The sequence below is a fragment of the Chryseobacterium amylolyticum genome (assembly GCF_051011775.1).
GTDB lineage: Bacteria > Bacteroidota > Bacteroidia > Flavobacteriales > Weeksellaceae > Chryseobacterium.
This window is the reverse complement of the sequence record NZ_JBPCHX010000001.1, coordinates 204253-220708: the sequence shown is the minus strand read 5'-3', so window position 1 is coordinate 220708 and position 16456 is coordinate 204253. Positions and strand designations below refer to the sequence as shown.

Here is a 16456-nt window from a genome sequence, read left to right as displayed (position 1 = left end):
ACAAAACTGCTTTTCCGGCAGAGATTTTTTGCTTTAAATTTACTTTATCAATCTGATCGATCTGTAAAGATATATTTTAAATAGTCAATGAATTAGTTGATGATGATTTTTTGGATAACGGGAGGAAGATTATGATTATTTTTAACAGATAATAAATAGATTCCCTTTACCAGTTTACTTAAATCCAGAGTATATTCCGCCCTGCTGTTCAATTTTATTTTATCAGATAGCATGAGTTTTCCGGTAAGATCATAAATTGTTAATTCAACATCAGGGTAATTTTTAGGGAAACTTAAGGTTATAAAATCTTTGGCAGGAACAGGATATATTGAGATTCCTTTATCTTCAGCCCATGTATCGGAAACAGATAGATTACTGCTGTTTTGATTAAAGAATTCCCATATTTTCTGAGTGTAAGAAATATCATTTTGTGGAGTAAGCCATACATGGCCTGCATTATTCACTTTATAAAGTTCAATCACAGCACTGTTAGCCGGGCTGGTGTATTTGTAATGGTCTACAGTAAATCCGTCATTGGAAGTATCAGGAAGAAGCGTATGTATTGCTGTACTGTTTGAAGAATTGTTGTTTTTCCAGTAGCCGATCATTTCGTCTACAGAATTTCCGAAGTTGTTGTTACTGTAGCCAATAGTTGTATCAGAAGTCCCATGGAAATGAGCAATAGATACCGGACGTCCCGGAGTTCCCACGGCCACAGGTAAAATTCCGTTTCCGAAAGTACCCGCCACAGAGGCAAAAACCTTTATTTTATCATTTAAAACCAATGCCAGTCTTTCTGTCATAAACCCACCCATAGAAAAGCCACAGGCGAAAACTTTATTAGGGTTAATGTTGTAGGTCTGCTTTACAGTATCAATAAGAGTACTGATGAAACCAATATCATCTATATTAGCGTTGGGAGTATAAAAAGAATACCCTGCCCCTGAATTCCAGGCTGTACCGGATAAAGGATCGCTCAATGCCTGCGGGCAAAGCACAATGATATTATTGGTTTCAGCCAGTGCTGCAAAACCAATATTCCTAAAATTATTCATAGTATCTCCCAATCCGTGTAATGTGATAACGAGTGAAGCCGGATTTTGAGCATTATAATTGGAAGGCACATAAATAGAATATTCCCTGAGCCCGGAACTGTGCTGGATAGTTGCAGTCTGCCATTGCTGACTGTAAAAAATACCAGTGATCAACAAAAATAACAATAGAATCGATTTCTTTACCATATCTTTTTTTTCAAAGATATTAAAGCAGTATCGATAGCCAATTTGACAAAAATCAAATAAAAAAACAAATGTTTTAACAAATGTCAAACATCTATTTTCTAGATCTTATTCTGCTTAATGTCTCCTGTGTAATCCCTAAAAAAGAAGCAATCATGCCCAATGTAAGAAGCTCTGTAGCTCTGGGATGTGATTTTATGAAGTCCTCATAACGCTCTTCAGCAGTTTGAAACAACATCCTGTCAACTCTGTTCTGTGTCATAATCAATACACTGCTCATGATCATCCTATACAGATATTGAATGTCAGGAAATTTTTCAGAAAGTTCCTCAAGATCATCATAGCTTAATTTCCAGAGCAGGCAGTCATCCAGCAGCTCTATTCCCCTTTTATCCGGTTTCTGGCGGATAAAGCTGACAATTGATAAAAGTAAAGTTCCTTCGCCTCTGAAGCCGTCAGTGATATCTTTTTCATCTTTATAGTAAAAAATACGGGCTGCTCCCTTCTCGATAAAATAGATGTGCCGGCAGATATGTCCGGGCTTTACCAGGATGCTGTTTTTAGGAAGTTCCTCTTTTTGCAGTTTTGTAAAAATGGCCATCATTCCTTCAAGGGATAATGAAACAGGTGGAGCGTCTTTATTATCAAGCATTGAGCTGATATAGGAGTTGATGGCAGTAAAAATATGAAGCATATTGTGACAGGGTAAAATATGAGTATTAAAAAATCCCACTTTTCGGAGTGGGATTTTTTAATTTTATGATAAATATTATTGAGCCAGTTGGGCGTAAGGGGTAAGCTTGTTGTCGTCAGACATCGTTTGCCCCAGAAAATCTCTTTTCTGATCAGCTTTCATTCTTCCTGTCGCTTCATGGGCGTTGAAGTAAGCCTCACTCAGTTTTGTAGCGATATCAGCTGGTTTAAAATCAAATTTAGTATCACCATCTACACCTAAATATCCGTTCTTTCTTGTAAGGTTGGTGATGTAATTATTATAGTTGATCATGGTACCTCTGAACATATTGTTATGGTATTCCATGCATTTTTTAGCTTTTTTAGAAGAATTGTTCAGGATACAGTTTTTCATATTGTTTCTATACAAGAACCATTCAGATTCCAAAATACCGTATTCTTTACCTAAAGCAATCTTTCCGTTGTTCACTATATTATTATCTCCTTCTTTAGTCGCAATCGTCTGAAGATGTTGAATAACCAATGGAACGGTAGCTTCGATTTTTGATTTTGTATCTTTTAGTATGCTAAGATCGGCAGCAGGAGAACCCTTTTTTTGTGCTGTAGTAAGGTTAAAAATAAGCAATAACAGTACAATCAATAAATTATATCTTTTCATGAGAAATTTTTAAAGCACTAAAATAAATATAATTTCCCGGTTAAAACAAATTCATTTTAATTTTATTTAATAAAAATTAACAAGTTTTAAGAATTTATATCTTAAATGCTTCTTTTTATATGGATTAAACAGGTGTTTTTTTCACTCCTTTAAAAAATTAATATATTTTAACTATTTTTATTGTGTTGATTTACAGATTCTTATGATTTTTATCCGGTTTATCACTAAAAAAATAGTTGTTTGATTCAATTTTATTTCTACATTTGTATAACTAATTTCTTAGTGATATGGAATTAAACTATTTTGTATCACAATAATTGATAAATGAACAGGATATGAAAATTCAGACTTTAACAAAAGCAGAAGAACAGGTAATGCAGTATTTATGGAAAATAGAAAAAGGATTTCTTAAAGATGTTCTTGATCTTTTTCCGGAACCCAAACCGCATACCAATACAGTCTCTACTATTTTAAAAGTATTGAAGGACAAAGAGTTTGTAGACTATCGTGTACATGGGAGACAGCATGAGTATTTTCCACTTGTTTCAAAAGAGCAGTATTCCGGGAAGACCATGAAAAGCCTTGTGAAAAACTATTTTAAAGGTTCTTACAAAAGTGCCGTTTCATTTCTGGTAGAAAAAAATGAAATGACGGTGGAAGACCTTGAGATGCTATTGGATGAACTCAAAAAGAAAGACTAATACCTATGGAAGCAATACTTTTATACTTTGGAAAAATTATTTTATGTTCGGGTGTAACGTTTTTGTACTACCAGTTGTCTTTAAAGGACAAGACATTCCATCATTATAACAGATTTTATCTGCTGGCGGCGATTGTGATTTCGCTGTTATTACCGCTCATAAAGGTAGATGATTTTACGATCGAGGTAAATAGTGATATGTATATGCTTCTTGACAGGATACAGAATTTTAATACAGAAAAAACTATAGACAATGGTAACCTTTATTTTAACCTTACTTTTTCAGCTCTGGGACTGGTTTCTCTCTATTTTCTAGGGAAGCTTATCTATGGGATTTTTAAAATCCAGCAGTTTAAAAAACAGTTTCAGAAAGAAAGTTTTGACGGGATCAACTTTTACCGTACAGACCTTAACGAAGCCCCGTTTTCCTACTTTAAAAATCTTTTCTGGAAGAATGCTATTACCCTGCATTCTGATATCGGAAAGCAGATTTTAAAGCATGAGATGGTACATATTGAGCAGAAACACTCCTTTGATAAGATTTTTATCGAGATTATAACTTCTGTTTTCTGGTTCAATCCGTTCTTTCATATCATTAAAAAAGAAATTAATCTTATCCACGAATACCTGGCTGATAAAAAAGCCGTAAAACAATCGGACACCAAAGCATTTGCGCAGATGCTTTTAGCAAGCCACTTTTCCGGAACACAGTTGCCTGCTGCCAGTCCGTTTCTAAGTTCAAACCTTAAAAAAAGACTTAAGATGTTACAAAAACCAAAAACCAAGTTCGGATATGCGCGAAGAATTTTTGCATTACCGGTTTTATTCTCAGTAGCCTTTGCTTACCTGGTAAATGCGAAAAACAGAGAAATTGAGGAAACCAATATCAGCATTCAGAAAGCGGTTTCACAAATTAAGAAAGACACAGTAAGACCTGAAAAAATACAACAGGAACAAGTTGCAGATCCAATACCGGAATTGCCTAAATTAAAAGCAAAATCAGCGGAACTTCAAAAAGAACTTAATCAGAAAAGTAAAGAATTAAGTAAGCTGAAACCTGAAACTTCAGCCTTTGATAAGAAAATAGAAGAAATTAACCAGCTTGCCTCAGAAATGGGGAAAATAGGGGACGAAACCTCCAGACTGGTGGATCATTATTTCAAATCTCCGGAATGGAAAAATAAAATGCTGGCTCTGGATAATATGAAAGTAGAATTGCCGGATTTGTCCAACCTTGATATTGACGTTGATTTTCCGGACCCACCAGTACCACCGGATGCGCCGGGAACCCCTCCGGGAGCGCCAAAAGCACCAAAGGCTCCAAGAGTATTTTACTTCAAAAATAATAACGCTGTCCACTTCAAAGATCTGAGCGGTAAAGAAAAGGCTGAAATCCGTAAAGCGATGAAAGAAGCCAGAAAAGCAATGAAAGAAGGGGAAAAAGCCAGAATAGAAGGTGAGAAGGCAAGAATTGAAGGAGACAGAGCAAGAATAGAAGGACAAAAAGCTTTATTGGAAGGTAACCTGGCCAGAGTAGAAGGAGCTAAAGCCAGAATAGAAGGGGAAAAAGCAAGAGCTGAGGGAGATAGAATCTGGAAAGAAAATATAAGAATCCGAATAGATGGGGATAAAATCAGAAAAGAGGTTGAAAGAGCCCGTGCAGAAGCCAAAAAGAGATCATTCAGCTTTAAAGACGGGACCTTTATAAAAGTGACCAACGCTTCACCTGATGTTATCGTAATGAATGCAGACTTTATCAAAAAAGACGGTAACGGAAACATCGCTATGAATGGAGTGAAAAATTTCAGAATAAGCGGAAATGATGATGTGAAATACAAGTATTATATTGACGGAAAGGAAGTTTCTAAGAACGATGTTAACTCATTAGATACAAGCAATATATCGAAAGTTAATGTCAATACTCAGAAAAATGGAGATTTTAAGCAGGGGGAAGTAAGAATTGAAACAAAGAAATAAAGTTCCATCAGGCTTTGTCAGTTTCAGATTGGCAAAGCCTTTTTTTAAACATATATTATGAAAAGTAAAATTCTATTTTTTGTATTTCTGGGTGGGCTTGTCAGTGCACAGGTCAACAGGTTTTTTTATGAATATAAGTTTATTCCGGATTCCAATAATAAGGAAGATGTAAAGACAGAAATGATGATGCTCGATATTGATAAAAACGGATCAAGCTATTACAGCCGTGATAAATTTGTAGCAGATTCCACCGCAAAAGCAGAACTTGAAAAACAGTTGAAAGCAGGCAGCGGAAATATAAGTATCAACAAAAGAGAAAGGCCGGGGCAGGTTTCCTATAAAGTAACCAAACAATACCCGGATTTTAAAACGTATCTCTTCAGAAGCATTTCTACAGATAAGTATAAAATAAAAGAAGACCAGAAACCGGAATGGAAAATATTGCCTGAGAAACAAAAAATAGGAGCGTATCAGGCTCAGAAAGCCACTGCCAGCTTTGGGGGAAGGGAATGGACAGCCTGGTTTACAACAGATCTTCCTTTTCAGGATGGGCCTTATGTTTTTTACGGACTTCCCGGCCTTATCGTAAAAATTGAGGATACCACCGGATCGCATATAATGACGATGATAGGTAATAAAACGATTAATACTCCGGCCGGTGAATCGGAAATGCAGATGCCTGATCATGTAAGAGCGCTGGGGATAGGCGGAAAAGAGCTGGAAGTAACAAAAGATCAGTTTAAAAAAGTATGGAAGGCTTATGTAAATGATCCTGCCAAGAATATGAGAGAAATGTTGATGAAAAATGGTGATGGCAATACCAAATTTAGTTTCAAGCTGAGAACAGGAGACGGCAAAGAAATCTCAGATCCCAATCAGGTACTTAGGGAAATAGAAAAAAATACTAAAGAAGCCTTTAAGAAAGATAACAATCCGATTGAACCGGATCTGGTAAATTAAAAATTATATTTTCTAATATCTGCAGGATGGCATTTTTTGTCATCCTGTTTTTTGCTTGACAAAAGAAATCAAAAAGTGATCATATCAATTCATGATGTTATGATATATTTTTTTATCTTTCAATAAGAAACTAACTTTATATCTTATGACAGAAAAGGAAAAATGTGCAGCCGGACTTTTATACAACGCCAACTATGATAAAGAACTGATACAGGAACGCCTTGCGTGCAAAGATTTATGTCAGGAATATAATGCTTTAAAAAATTCCGATTCAGGAAACAGATACCAGCTTCTTAAAAAGATTATGGGCAGTATAAAAGAAAATATCTGCATAGAACCCAATTTCTGGTGCGATTACGGATATAATATAAAAGCAGGAGAAAACTTCTATGCCAATCATAACCTTGTTATTTTGGATTGTGCCAAAGTAGAGTTTGGTGATAATGTGTTTATCGGCCCCAACTGCAGTTTCTATACCGCAGGCCATCCGCTTGATGCACTGCAAAGGAATGAAGGGCTGGAATATGCACATCCGATAAAAGTAGGCGATAATGTCTGGCTGGGTGGAAATGTAGTTGTACTTCCGGGTGTTTCTATTGGAAATAACTCGGTGATAGGGGCAGGAAGTGTTGTTACAAAAGATATTCCTGATAATGTAGTAGCTGTGGGAAATCCGTGCAGGGTTGTTAAAGCAATTGTAAAAGAAGACTAAATAATTTTCAACTAATACTCTATGAAAAAAATAATTGTTGCATTCAGTCTGCTGTTGGCTCTTGCAGCTAATGCTCAGAATCAGAGATTTATTTATGAATATAAATACAGTATTGATTCTACTGCCAAAGGCAAACCCGAAACTGAAATAATGTTTCTGGACGTTGTTTCCAAAGGATCCAAGTTTTACAGTAAAGATGTTTTTGAATCAGATTCCCTTATGACTGCATCTATGGAAAAACAATTACAGGCTGGAAGTACAGAAGTCAATTTTTCCGGTATTAAATTTAAAGGTAAGGTGCTTTATAGTGTTGAAAAAAGCTATCCTGATTATTCAGTGAGTTTTTTTAACAATTTATCTGCGGATGAATATTTGGTGCAGGATGAAAGAAAGCAGGGATGGCAAATCCTTCCGGAAAAAGAAAAAATAGGAACATTCAATGCTCAGAAAGCTGTTTGTAACTTTGCGGGCAGAAAATGGACAGCGTGGTTTACACCAGATCTGCCCATCCAGGATGGCCCTTATAAGTTTTCAGGACTTCCGGGATTGATTGTAAAGATAGAAGATGCTTCCCGAACGCATTCATTTGAATTAAAAGGAAGTAAAAAACTTCCGGCCGGATACGAGTGGAAGAGTACCAAAGAAAAAGAAAGGTTTAATGCACTGGTTACTGTAACGGAAGCAAAATACCGGAAAGCTTTCAAAGAATATCTTGCTGATCCGATGAAAAGTGAAAAACAAATGGTAGCTCAGGGAATTGAAATTCAGGAAATAGACGAATCCGGAAAATTGATTCCTATTGATAAAGCACAAAAAGCTAAAGAAATAAAAAAGAAGAATGATCTTAAAAAGCAGAACAACATCCTGGAACTGGATCTGCTGAAATAAGATTGGACATAAAAAACAAAATCCCGGAACAAAGTTCCGGGATTTTTATATCTGAATCTAGAGTCAGTGATTATGCCAATTTCTGAGAATCTGCAACAAACTGAGCCAATCCGCTGTCTGTTAACGGGTGCTTCAATAAGCTCAAGATCGGAGGAAGTGGGGATGTAATAACATCTGCTCCGATTTTAGCACAGTCAATAATATGCATTGAGTGACGGATAGAAGCTGCAAGGATTTCAGTTTCGTACATATAGTTATCGAAAATTAATCTGATTTCTTGGATAAGATTCAGACCATCTGTAGAAATATCATCCAATCTTCCAAGGAACGGAGATACATAAGTAGCTCCTGCCTTTGCTGCCAAAAGAGCCTGCCCCGGAGAGAAGATCAATGTACAGTTGGTTTTGATTCCTTTGTCAGAAAAATATTTTAAAGCTTTGATTCCGTCTTTGATCATCGGAATTTTTACAACGATATTAGGGTGAATCGCAGCCAATTCGTCTCCTTCTTTAATCATTTCTTCGTATGTTGTAGAAAGAACTTCTGCAGAAATATCTCCATCTACAAGCTCGCAGATCGTTTTATAGTGGTTTTTGATGGCTTCAGCTCCCTGAATTCCTTCTTTTGCCATTAACGAAGGGTTGGTTGTTACACCATCTAAAATTCCAAGATCTCTTGCTTCCTTAATTTGCTCTAAATTAGCTGTGTCAATAAAAAATTTCATTTTGATAAATAGATTTATTAATACAAATATAGGGAATTAATTGGGTTCTGAAGTATGAATTTTGAGTTACGGGGTTCCGGAATTCGGGGTTTGGAGTTTGCGGGTTTCTGGGTAGGAGCGTGAGAGGGTTTGAGAGTAAACGGGTTGGGATGTGGGAGTATATGAGAGTGGTTGTTTTTGAAATAATAAAAAAAGAAATTCCATACATATTCGTCAAACTGTTATTTTTGCTTCTAGCTTCTAGCTTCTAGCTTCTAGCTTCTAGCTTCTAGCTTCTAGCTTCTAGCTTCTAGCTTCTAGCTTTTAGCTTCCAGCCTGATCGCTTTAAATTATTAATTATGGAAAACAAGAGTTTCACCGCTACATTGGAAATCATAGGAATTAACCCTTTTGTATCTGTTCCGGAAGAAGTACTGAACACGATTTTTGAAAAAGCAGGCAGAAATAAAAGTCCTATCCCGGTAAAAGGAACTGTGAACGGAAAGGAATTTAAACAAAACCTGATGAAATATCTGGGAGAATGGAGGCTGTACGTAAACCTCATCATGTTGAAAAATTCACCCAAAAGAATAGGAGAAATCATTGAAGTAGTACTGGAGTATGATGATTCCGACAGAAGTATTTCCATCCATCCCCAACTGGAAAAGGCCATTAAAGAGAGCAGCCTGGCAACGGAAAACTTTGAAAAGCTGATTCCCTCGAGGAGACATGAGCTGATCCGGTATATCAATAATTTAAAAACCGAAGTCAGTATCCAGAGAAATATTGAGAAAATCATTCGTCACCTGCATGGTGAAACCGATTTTTTTGGAAAGAAAATTAAATAAACTAGGTATTCGTCATTGATAACAAAAATGCCGGAAAACTTTCCGGCATTTTTATTTACTAAGAATTTAATGTTTTGCTAAGTTTCAGAGCATCCTCGTTGGTCGGGTCATACTGAATTGATTTAGCAATATGCTCCTTAGCTTTATTTGGATCAGTTTTCTGTTCTGAGAAGGCAAGATAGAAATAGGCATATGCCAGGTTTTTCTTATTTTGCTCTACCTCTTCAGGTTTTACTGTTGCAATATACTTTTCGTAAGCAATTTTTGCATTGGCATCATCTTTAGCAGACTGATAGGCATAAGCCTGGCTGTAATAAGACGGAGCCCAGTCCGGTAATAAAACAGAGATTTTTTTCCAGGTATCAATGGCATTCGTCCAGTCTGATGCATCCTGGTAAGCTGCTGCTAATTTTGCTAAAGATTCTGTATCTTTTGGATTGGCCTCAACCTGCTTTTTAAGTCCTTCAATAGTTGGATTCGCTGTCTGGCTTGTTGTGGCCGAAGTTTCCGGTTGAGTTGTTTGTGCATTTACAAGACTTACACTTCCTGCTAGTATCAAACCTAAGAATAGGCTATTAATTTTACTCATTTTCATAATCTTATATTTTAAAGTCAAAATCTAAAATTCAATAATAATTCCACAAAATCTAAAATTTTAGAGGCTTTAAGTTTTTTTAGAAAATATTAACGGGATTGTTGTTTTTTTTAATTTAATTTTTGATTCGTTAATCTTTGAGGTTATCTTTGTCCTTCATTTTTATTAATACTATATAATTTCGTCACATGAATATCATATTAGCCTCAACATCCACACTTTTTGGTGGAGAATATCTGGAATACCTGAGAGAAGAATTAATCCAATTATATAAAGGTATTGACGAAATCGTGTTTATTCCTTTCGCGCGCCCGGGAGGTATTTCCCATGATGATTATACTGCAAAAGCGCGTTCTTTCTTTGAAACCCTCAATATAAAAGTAAAAGGGCTGCATGAATTTGAAAATAAAGCAGAAGCCCTGAACCAGGCAAAAGGTTATTTTACGGGAGGAGGAAATACTTTTTTACTGGTTAAAACATTACATGAAGAAGGGCTGATGTCTGTTCTGAAAGAAAATGTATCAGCCGGAAAAGCTTATCTGGGATGTAGTGCCGGAAGTAATATCGGAGGCCAGAATATGAAAACCACGAACGATATGCCGATCGTATATCCGCCAAGCTTCGATTGCATGGGGCTGGTTCCTTTTAATATCAATCCGCATTACCTGGATCCTAATCCGGACCTGAAGCATAACGGAGAAACCAGAGAAACCCGTATTAAGGAATTCCTTACCCAAAATGACATCAAAGTGGTGGGACTCAGAGAAGGAAACTGGATCAGAAAGACCGGAGATTCAATAACCGTTGAGGGAAGTGAACTGACAAGGATTTTTGAAAAAGGAAAAGAGCCTTACGAAATTGAAGCAGGAAGCAGACTTTAATGAACGAAAAAGAAATAAACCTTTTCATAGAACGTAACCTGACTAATTTTTCAGTGAACAGCACCGGATGGGACGGACTGATCCGGAAATTACTGTATGAATTTGCCACTGCAGGCTGGAATCCGGAGCATAATGTATTTGGAAAAGAAAAATTTGGCGGATTGAGATGCTATACCTATTCTGAAGATGAAACACTCAATAAAAAGCTTAAAGAAATTAAAGACAAATATTCAGAATTGTCTGTTAAAACCTGTGAAATCTGCAGCAGTGAAGGTAAAATGAGAACTATAGGTTCGTGGCAGACCACATTGTGCCTGAATCATTTTCTGGAACAGCAGCCGGTGATTGAAATCGATGGCAAACAGAATATCAGGAGAAACAGTAAGATCATTCTGAATATTAAAAATATCATTAAAGCTGAGATTGAACACGATCTTCAGAAATTATGGCTTTATACCAATCGGGAGCAAGGGACTTGTTTTTCATGGCAGGAGCCTAATTATTACCTGCTTTTAAAAGCTATACCGCTTTCGCTTTTCCCGAAAGACAGACGAGTTGAAATTTCAAATTTATTTCAAAACTTGCAGGATTGTGAAATATGCGGTTATAAGGCTGTTCATCAGAGAAATTGCCTGCGGTGTCATAATGAATCATGGAGTGAATCCGGATTTTTTATTCAGGAGTACAAAGAAAAATCAGACTATATTAAGGATTGCCAGATGGATATTTTCATAGATGAAGATGATTATGAAAAATATTTTAAATACGACCGGTCATTTGAAAAATCTCCCGGCCACCAGATTCTTTTCACTTCAGATGATCTCAGGGAGTATGAAAAGCTTTTATTTTAACTATATTTGATTAGAATTTAGACATACGAAAAAGGTTCAGGCCATGGAACATCAGTACCATTGCAATGAACTGTTGAATGCTATTTGTTTAGACCCAAATTAACAATGTAATGAAAAAAACTCTTGCTGTACTTACACTTTCTGTACAGATCGTTACCGCACAGAATATCGCCCAGAAATTAGACAAAGCCACAAAGGATCTTATGGATTCTTCGGGAGCGGTTTCTTCCGGCTTATCATTTTATGTTTCGGATGAAAACGGTAATCTTATTTATGAATATCAGGGAAACAAAGGCCTTTCTACAGCTTCTACACAGAAGATTTTTACGGCAGGAGCCGCACTGGAAACTTTAGGGAAAAACTATACCTATACCACCACGTCAAGTTATTCAGGAAACATATCAGCAGGAACTCTGAACGGGAATTTGTTTATCAGTTCCAACGGTGATCCTACATTGGGAAGCTGGCGGTATGAGGGCTATAAACCTGAGAATTTTAAAAAGAAGCTGATAGATGCCATTAAAAATTCAGGAATAACAAAAATATCAGGTGACCTCGTCATTGATGATTCTTATTTTGACCATCAGACGATTCCGGGAGGCTGGCCGTGGGATGACCTTGGCAATTATTATGGTGCCGGTGTATGGGGAATCAACTGGAAAGAAAACCAGTTTGATATTACTATTAACGGAACCGATTTTAAAAGCTTCTCTTATCCGCTGGAAGGAGTGAAATGGCTGAATGATCTGAAAACAGGGGGAAGCTCAGACCAAAGCCTGATCTTTACGGCTCCTCATTCTGATGTTGCGCTGGTTAACGGGATGCTTCCATCGGGAAAAACTGTTACGGTTTCCGGTTCTACTCCCAATCCGCCGCTACAGCTGGCAGCAGAAGTAAAACAATGGCTGAAGGAATCGGGTATTGAGCTTTCGGGAAAAGCAATAACAAACTCGCAGCTTGAAATTGATGGAAAACAGGCTTTGGAAGCTCCGAAAAATAATATTATCCTCACTTACCAATCGCCGACTCTGGATAAAATTGTATACTGGTTTCTGAGAAAAAGTATCAATCTGTATGGTGAAACATTGATTAAAACTTTAGGAAAAGAGAAAAAAGGAAATTCAGGCTTCAAAAGCGGTGTTTCTTATCTGAAAGAATTCTGGAAGTCAAAGGGAATCAATCCGAATATGATCAATTTTGCAGATGGAAGCGGACTTTCCCCACAAAATTATGTGGCCGCAAAAGCAGAAGTGCAGGCTCTTTTATATGCTAAAAAACAATCCTGGTTTGAAGCATACTATGACGGATTTCCGGTTCAGGATAATGGAATGAAGATGAAAAGCGGAACGATGAGAGATACCAAATCTTTTGCAGGATATCACACCGCAAAGGATGGAAAAAAATATGTATTTTCGATTATTATCAATAACTATCAGGGAAGTGGAAATACAGAGCTTCAGAAAATCCTGAATGTTTTAAAGTAAATACCTTTGAGAAAATCTATCCTCACCAGGCTGAATAACTGGATCATTTTTGTTGTGATGACTACTTTGGTGATTGCCATTATAGTAGCTTCAACATCGCTTATTAATTTTCTCAGAAAAGAGGAGATCAAAAGGATCAGTCTGCTTTCCAAAGCGATAAGAATACAGCAGGAAGTGAAGACTCCCGATACGGATGTTCTGGATCTGCTGCCGGATATCCTGAACATCAATAACACGATTCCGTTCATCGTAACAGATAAATATAAAAATCCGATTCTTGATCTCGGATACTACAGAAATATTCCTGAAAGTACGATCAAAAACCCTGAAAAACTACAGGATCTGATCCGGAATATGGAGAAAAATTATGATCCTATTGAGATCAAAGTTCCGGATGGAAATAACCAGTTTGTGTATTATGACAACTCACGCCTGCTTAATAACCTCAGGTATTCTCCTTACATTCTGGGACTGTTTATTTTGTTGTATTTTGGCTTTTCTTTCTGGTTTTTCAGAACCATCAAAAAGACAGACGAAGGATATCTCTGGGCAGGTCTGGCAAAAGAAACAGCCCATCAGATCGGAACACCTTTATCATCTATGATTGGCTGGATAGAAATTATGAAGCTGGATAACCCGGATTCGGAAGGAGTGCATGAGATTGAAAAAGATATTGAAAGGCTTAGAACCATCTCAGAACGGTTTTCAAAAATAGGATCCGTTCCTGAGCTGAACGATAGAAATTTCAATAAAACGATTCAGGAGAATTATGATTATTTAAAAACCAGAATTTCCAGAAAAATCAATTTTACCCTGAATCTTCCTACTTATACCGTTCTGGTGCCCCACAATAAGATCCTGATAAGCTGGGTGATTGAAAACCTGGTAAAAAATGCTGTGGATGCCATGAAAGGAGAAGGAGCCATTACAATATCTGTTTTTGAAAGAAATAAAAATATTTTAATTGAAGTAAAAGACAACGGAAGCGGAATGACAAAACAGCAGGCACGAAATGCTTTTAATCCCGGTTATTCTACCAAAAAAAGAGGTTGGGGACTGGGATTGTCACTGGCCAGAAGAGTCATCCATGAATACCACAACGGAGATATCAAGATTTCCCAGACGGAAATAGGAAAGGGAAGTACCTTTAGAATAACAATCAGAAAGGAGGAGTGATGCTGGCTTAATGAGTTGTAAACAGAAAATGAGTTGTAAACAGAAACCTGTCAGGTTTGAATGTTAAAGAATAAGAATAAAGAATAAAAGATCAGCCTTAGAAAATAAAAAGCGGGGAAATTTTTCCCCGCTTTTCTCTTTATTTTTTACCAGTGAGCCACTGGGTCTGTAATTTCAACTCTTCCGGAGTCGGATTCGCTTTAAATACTGGAGTTTCCATGGTCATTTTATCCAGTATTGCCTTTCCTTTCAGCGTCATTTTCTCTTTTTTACCGGCATTATCTCTCAGGATGGTTACCGTTACTTCCTGTCCGTCTTTAATGGTTCGGGTATATCCGATAAAGTCCTGTACTTTTTTAATATCTACTGTTCTTCCATCAAGGGCAAGTACCTGGTCAGTGATTTTAAATCCTATACTTTTTGCAAATGGAGACAGTGCAGAATGTTCGTCAAAAGCAAAAGCATTGGTCTTGTCATCAAAACCTGTCTGGTTCGGATCTTTGATAAACCAGAAAATAGGCTGGCTTTCCTGCTTTTTAATATCTACACCTACCATGCTCAGGTATTGTGCATAAGGCGTTGGCTGGTTTCCTGCAATATATTTGTTATAAAATTCTTTTACCTGAGGGTATCCGGTTACCGTTACCAGTTCGTCAATCAGCTTATCATCTTTGAAAGGTTTGTTTTCACCAAATCTCTGTGACAGTTTTCTGATCATATCACGGTATCCCATTTCTCCGTTGGAAAGTTTTCTGAGCTCAATATCTAAGCACATCGCTAAAAGTGCTCCTTTCTCATACACATTTCTGTACTGATCTTTGTAAGGCTCAACCAATACATTTTTACTCATTACCGTAAATGGCATTGTATCATCATAGCTCTTCGAGTTGGCGATTTTCTCACCAATTCTTCGCAGGAACTGGTCTTTATCGATCAGACCTTCCTGGATCTGGAATAAATTGGCAAAATATTCCGTTCCGCCTTCGTACATCCATAAGTGCTGTGACATTTTCGGATCTGCGTAATCAAAATAGTGGATTTCTTCAGAATGGGTCTTCAGAGGGTTTACCGTATGGAAAAACTCGTGGGACACCACATCAGTAATGGTGTTATCAATAGCATCTTTAGGCATTGCTTCAGGAAGCACAACGCTTGTGGATTCATGGTGCTCCAATGCTCCGAAACCTTTTACCGACGGACCGTCACCTCCGGAAAGATAAAGCATGATCGCATACTTTTTATTTGTATTCATATCTCCCAGGAATTTCTTCTGGGCAATAACCATTTTTTCAAGATTGTCTTTGAAATCAGCGGCTTTATATTTTCCTGTCGGGGAATATACACCCAAAACAAGATCCATCCCTCCGGCATTGAAAGTGATATAATCCGGCTTTGTATACATAAGCGGAGAATCTGTCACCTTCGCATAATTGGCAAGGGTATAGGTATCTGTAGATTCAGATTTATCCTGATCTACCAACGCTGTGGTTCCGTAGAAATCGGTTGGTTTCTGAACGATCAGCTGATACGGAACATCCTGCATATTCTCAATATATCCAATGAATCCGTGGGTATTGATCATATATACTTTTCCTGCCTCAATATCGGTTCCAGACGGAGAAAATACAGCTTTATGTTTGGAGGTATCCGTTTCTTCATCAAAACTGTCATTGACAAGATAAGAGATTTTGGAAAGGCCCTGGGCATTTTTCAATGAATAGGTATTGTCATTTACTTTGGTATACGTAAGCTCTTTTCCTTTGTTGTCATAAAATTTAATTCCTTCGATGAATCTTCCGTAGTCATCTACAGAATAAGTACCCGGAACCGTTTTGGGGAAATGAAATTTAACATCCCCGGATTTCATTTTCGGGAATTCCATGGTAACGGCTACTTTATCATCTTTTACATTAACAAGGTCAATGGTTGTTTTTATAGACTGGGCATTGGCCAAAAAAGCAGCAAAAATACCGAGACTAAGTACTGTTTTTCTCATTAGGTTTACATTAATAGTTAAATAGTTGCTTTTTTTATCAATTTGTTACGGAAAAAGTATTAAACTTTTCTTAAAATTTTAAAAAAAAGCAAAAGG

The 16456-nt window shown here is 37.0% G+C and carries 16 protein-coding genes; 10 read left to right on the top strand and 6 right to left on the bottom strand.

Annotated features, from left to right (window positions below):
• Nucleotides 1–92 precede the first annotated feature (92 nt).
• From ACR1PO_RS01045 to ACR1PO_RS01035, 3 genes are all read right to left on the bottom strand, one after another.
• On the bottom strand, nt 93–1241 hold the full coding sequence (locus ACR1PO_RS01045; RefSeq protein ID WP_433985512.1) for a T9SS type A sorting domain-containing protein: 1149 nt from the start codon (nt 1239–1241) through the stop codon (nt 93–95).
• A gap of 91 nt (nt 1242–1332) precedes the next feature.
• Nucleotides 1333–1932, bottom strand: a complete 600-nt coding sequence (locus ACR1PO_RS01040) for a Crp/Fnr family transcriptional regulator (protein ID WP_433985511.1) — start codon at nt 1930–1932, stop codon at nt 1333–1335.
• A 75-nt stretch (nt 1933–2007) separates the two neighbouring features.
• Complete coding sequence (locus ACR1PO_RS01035; RefSeq protein ID WP_433985510.1) at nt 2008–2589, bottom strand: hypothetical protein; 582 nt, start codon at nt 2587–2589, stop codon at nt 2008–2010.
• Nucleotides 2590–2924: 335 nt separating this feature from the next.
• On the opposite strand from ACR1PO_RS01035, the gene ACR1PO_RS01030 reads away from it, so the two are divergent.
• The 5 genes from ACR1PO_RS01030 to ACR1PO_RS01010 all read left to right on the top strand — a co-directional run bounded on the left by ACR1PO_RS01030 (nt 2925) and on the right by ACR1PO_RS01010 (nt 7826).
• A complete protein-coding gene (locus ACR1PO_RS01030) occupies nt 2925–3290 on the top strand; it encodes a BlaI/MecI/CopY family transcriptional regulator (protein ID WP_041461463.1) in 366 nt (121 codons plus the stop codon).
• Between the two features lie 5 nt (nt 3291–3295).
• Complete coding sequence (locus ACR1PO_RS01025) at nt 3296–5266, top strand: M56 family metallopeptidase (RefSeq protein ID WP_433985509.1); 1971 nt, start codon at nt 3296–3298, stop codon at nt 5264–5266.
• Between the two features lie 57 nt (nt 5267–5323).
• The gene (locus ACR1PO_RS01020; protein WP_332386532.1) at nt 5324–6226 is read left to right on the top strand and encodes a GLPGLI family protein; all 903 of its coding nucleotides are present in this window, start codon (nt 5324–5326) and stop codon (nt 6224–6226) included.
• 145 nt (nt 6227–6371) lie between these two features.
• Nucleotides 6372–6938: a sugar O-acetyltransferase gene (locus tag ACR1PO_RS01015; protein WP_433985508.1), complete on the top strand. Its 567-nt coding sequence runs from the start codon at nt 6372–6374 to the stop codon at nt 6936–6938.
• A gap of 21 nt (nt 6939–6959) precedes the next feature.
• Nucleotides 6960–7826, top strand: coding sequence for a GLPGLI family protein (locus tag ACR1PO_RS01010; protein WP_433985507.1), 867 nt, complete (start codon nt 6960–6962; stop codon nt 7824–7826).
• A 70-nt stretch (nt 7827–7896) separates the two neighbouring features.
• Here ACR1PO_RS01010 and fsa read toward each other — a convergent pair whose 3' ends face one another.
• Nucleotides 7897–8550, bottom strand: coding sequence for a fructose-6-phosphate aldolase (gene fsa, locus ACR1PO_RS01005; RefSeq protein WP_002978975.1), 654 nt, complete (start codon nt 8548–8550; stop codon nt 7897–7899).
• Nucleotides 8551–8888: 338 nt separating this feature from the next.
• Between fsa and ACR1PO_RS01000 the strand changes: the two genes are divergently transcribed.
• Complete coding sequence (locus ACR1PO_RS01000; protein WP_433985506.1) at nt 8889–9377, top strand: YdeI/OmpD-associated family protein; 489 nt, start codon at nt 8889–8891, stop codon at nt 9375–9377.
• A gap of 58 nt (nt 9378–9435) precedes the next feature.
• Here ACR1PO_RS01000 and ACR1PO_RS00995 read toward each other — a convergent pair whose 3' ends face one another.
• Nucleotides 9436–9966: a tetratricopeptide repeat protein gene (locus ACR1PO_RS00995; RefSeq protein ID WP_332386537.1), complete on the bottom strand. Its 531-nt coding sequence runs from the start codon at nt 9964–9966 to the stop codon at nt 9436–9438.
• Between the two features lie 194 nt (nt 9967–10160).
• Between ACR1PO_RS00995 and pepE the strand changes: the two genes are divergently transcribed.
• The 4 genes from pepE (at nt 10161) to ACR1PO_RS00975 (ending at nt 14364) form a co-directional block, all read left to right on the top strand.
• The gene (gene pepE / locus ACR1PO_RS00990; protein ID WP_433985505.1) at nt 10161–10853 is read left to right on the top strand and encodes a dipeptidase PepE; all 693 of its coding nucleotides are present in this window, start codon (nt 10161–10163) and stop codon (nt 10851–10853) included.
• Complete coding sequence (locus ACR1PO_RS00985; protein ID WP_433985504.1) at nt 10853–11704, top strand: hypothetical protein; 852 nt, start codon at nt 10853–10855, stop codon at nt 11702–11704. The genes pepE and ACR1PO_RS00985 overlap by 1 nt, the downstream gene beginning before the upstream one ends.
• 110 nt (nt 11705–11814) lie before the next feature.
• Nucleotides 11815–13188 (top strand): D-alanyl-D-alanine carboxypeptidase/D-alanyl-D-alanine endopeptidase, encoded by a 1374-nt coding sequence (gene dacB / locus ACR1PO_RS00980; protein ID WP_433985503.1) that lies wholly within the window; start codon nt 11815–11817, stop codon nt 13186–13188.
• A gap of 6 nt (nt 13189–13194) precedes the next feature.
• Nucleotides 13195–14364, top strand: coding sequence for a sensor histidine kinase (locus ACR1PO_RS00975; RefSeq protein ID WP_433985502.1), 1170 nt, complete (start codon nt 13195–13197; stop codon nt 14362–14364).
• Between the two features lie 139 nt (nt 14365–14503).
• Here the strand turns inward: ACR1PO_RS00975 and ACR1PO_RS00970 are convergent, their stop codons facing one another.
• Nucleotides 14504–16360 carry a M61 family metallopeptidase gene (locus tag ACR1PO_RS00970; protein WP_433985501.1) on the bottom strand — a complete coding sequence of 619 codons (1857 nt, stop codon included), beginning with the start codon at nt 16358–16360 and terminating at the stop codon, nt 14504–14506.
• Nucleotides 16361–16456: the final 96 nt, after the last annotated feature.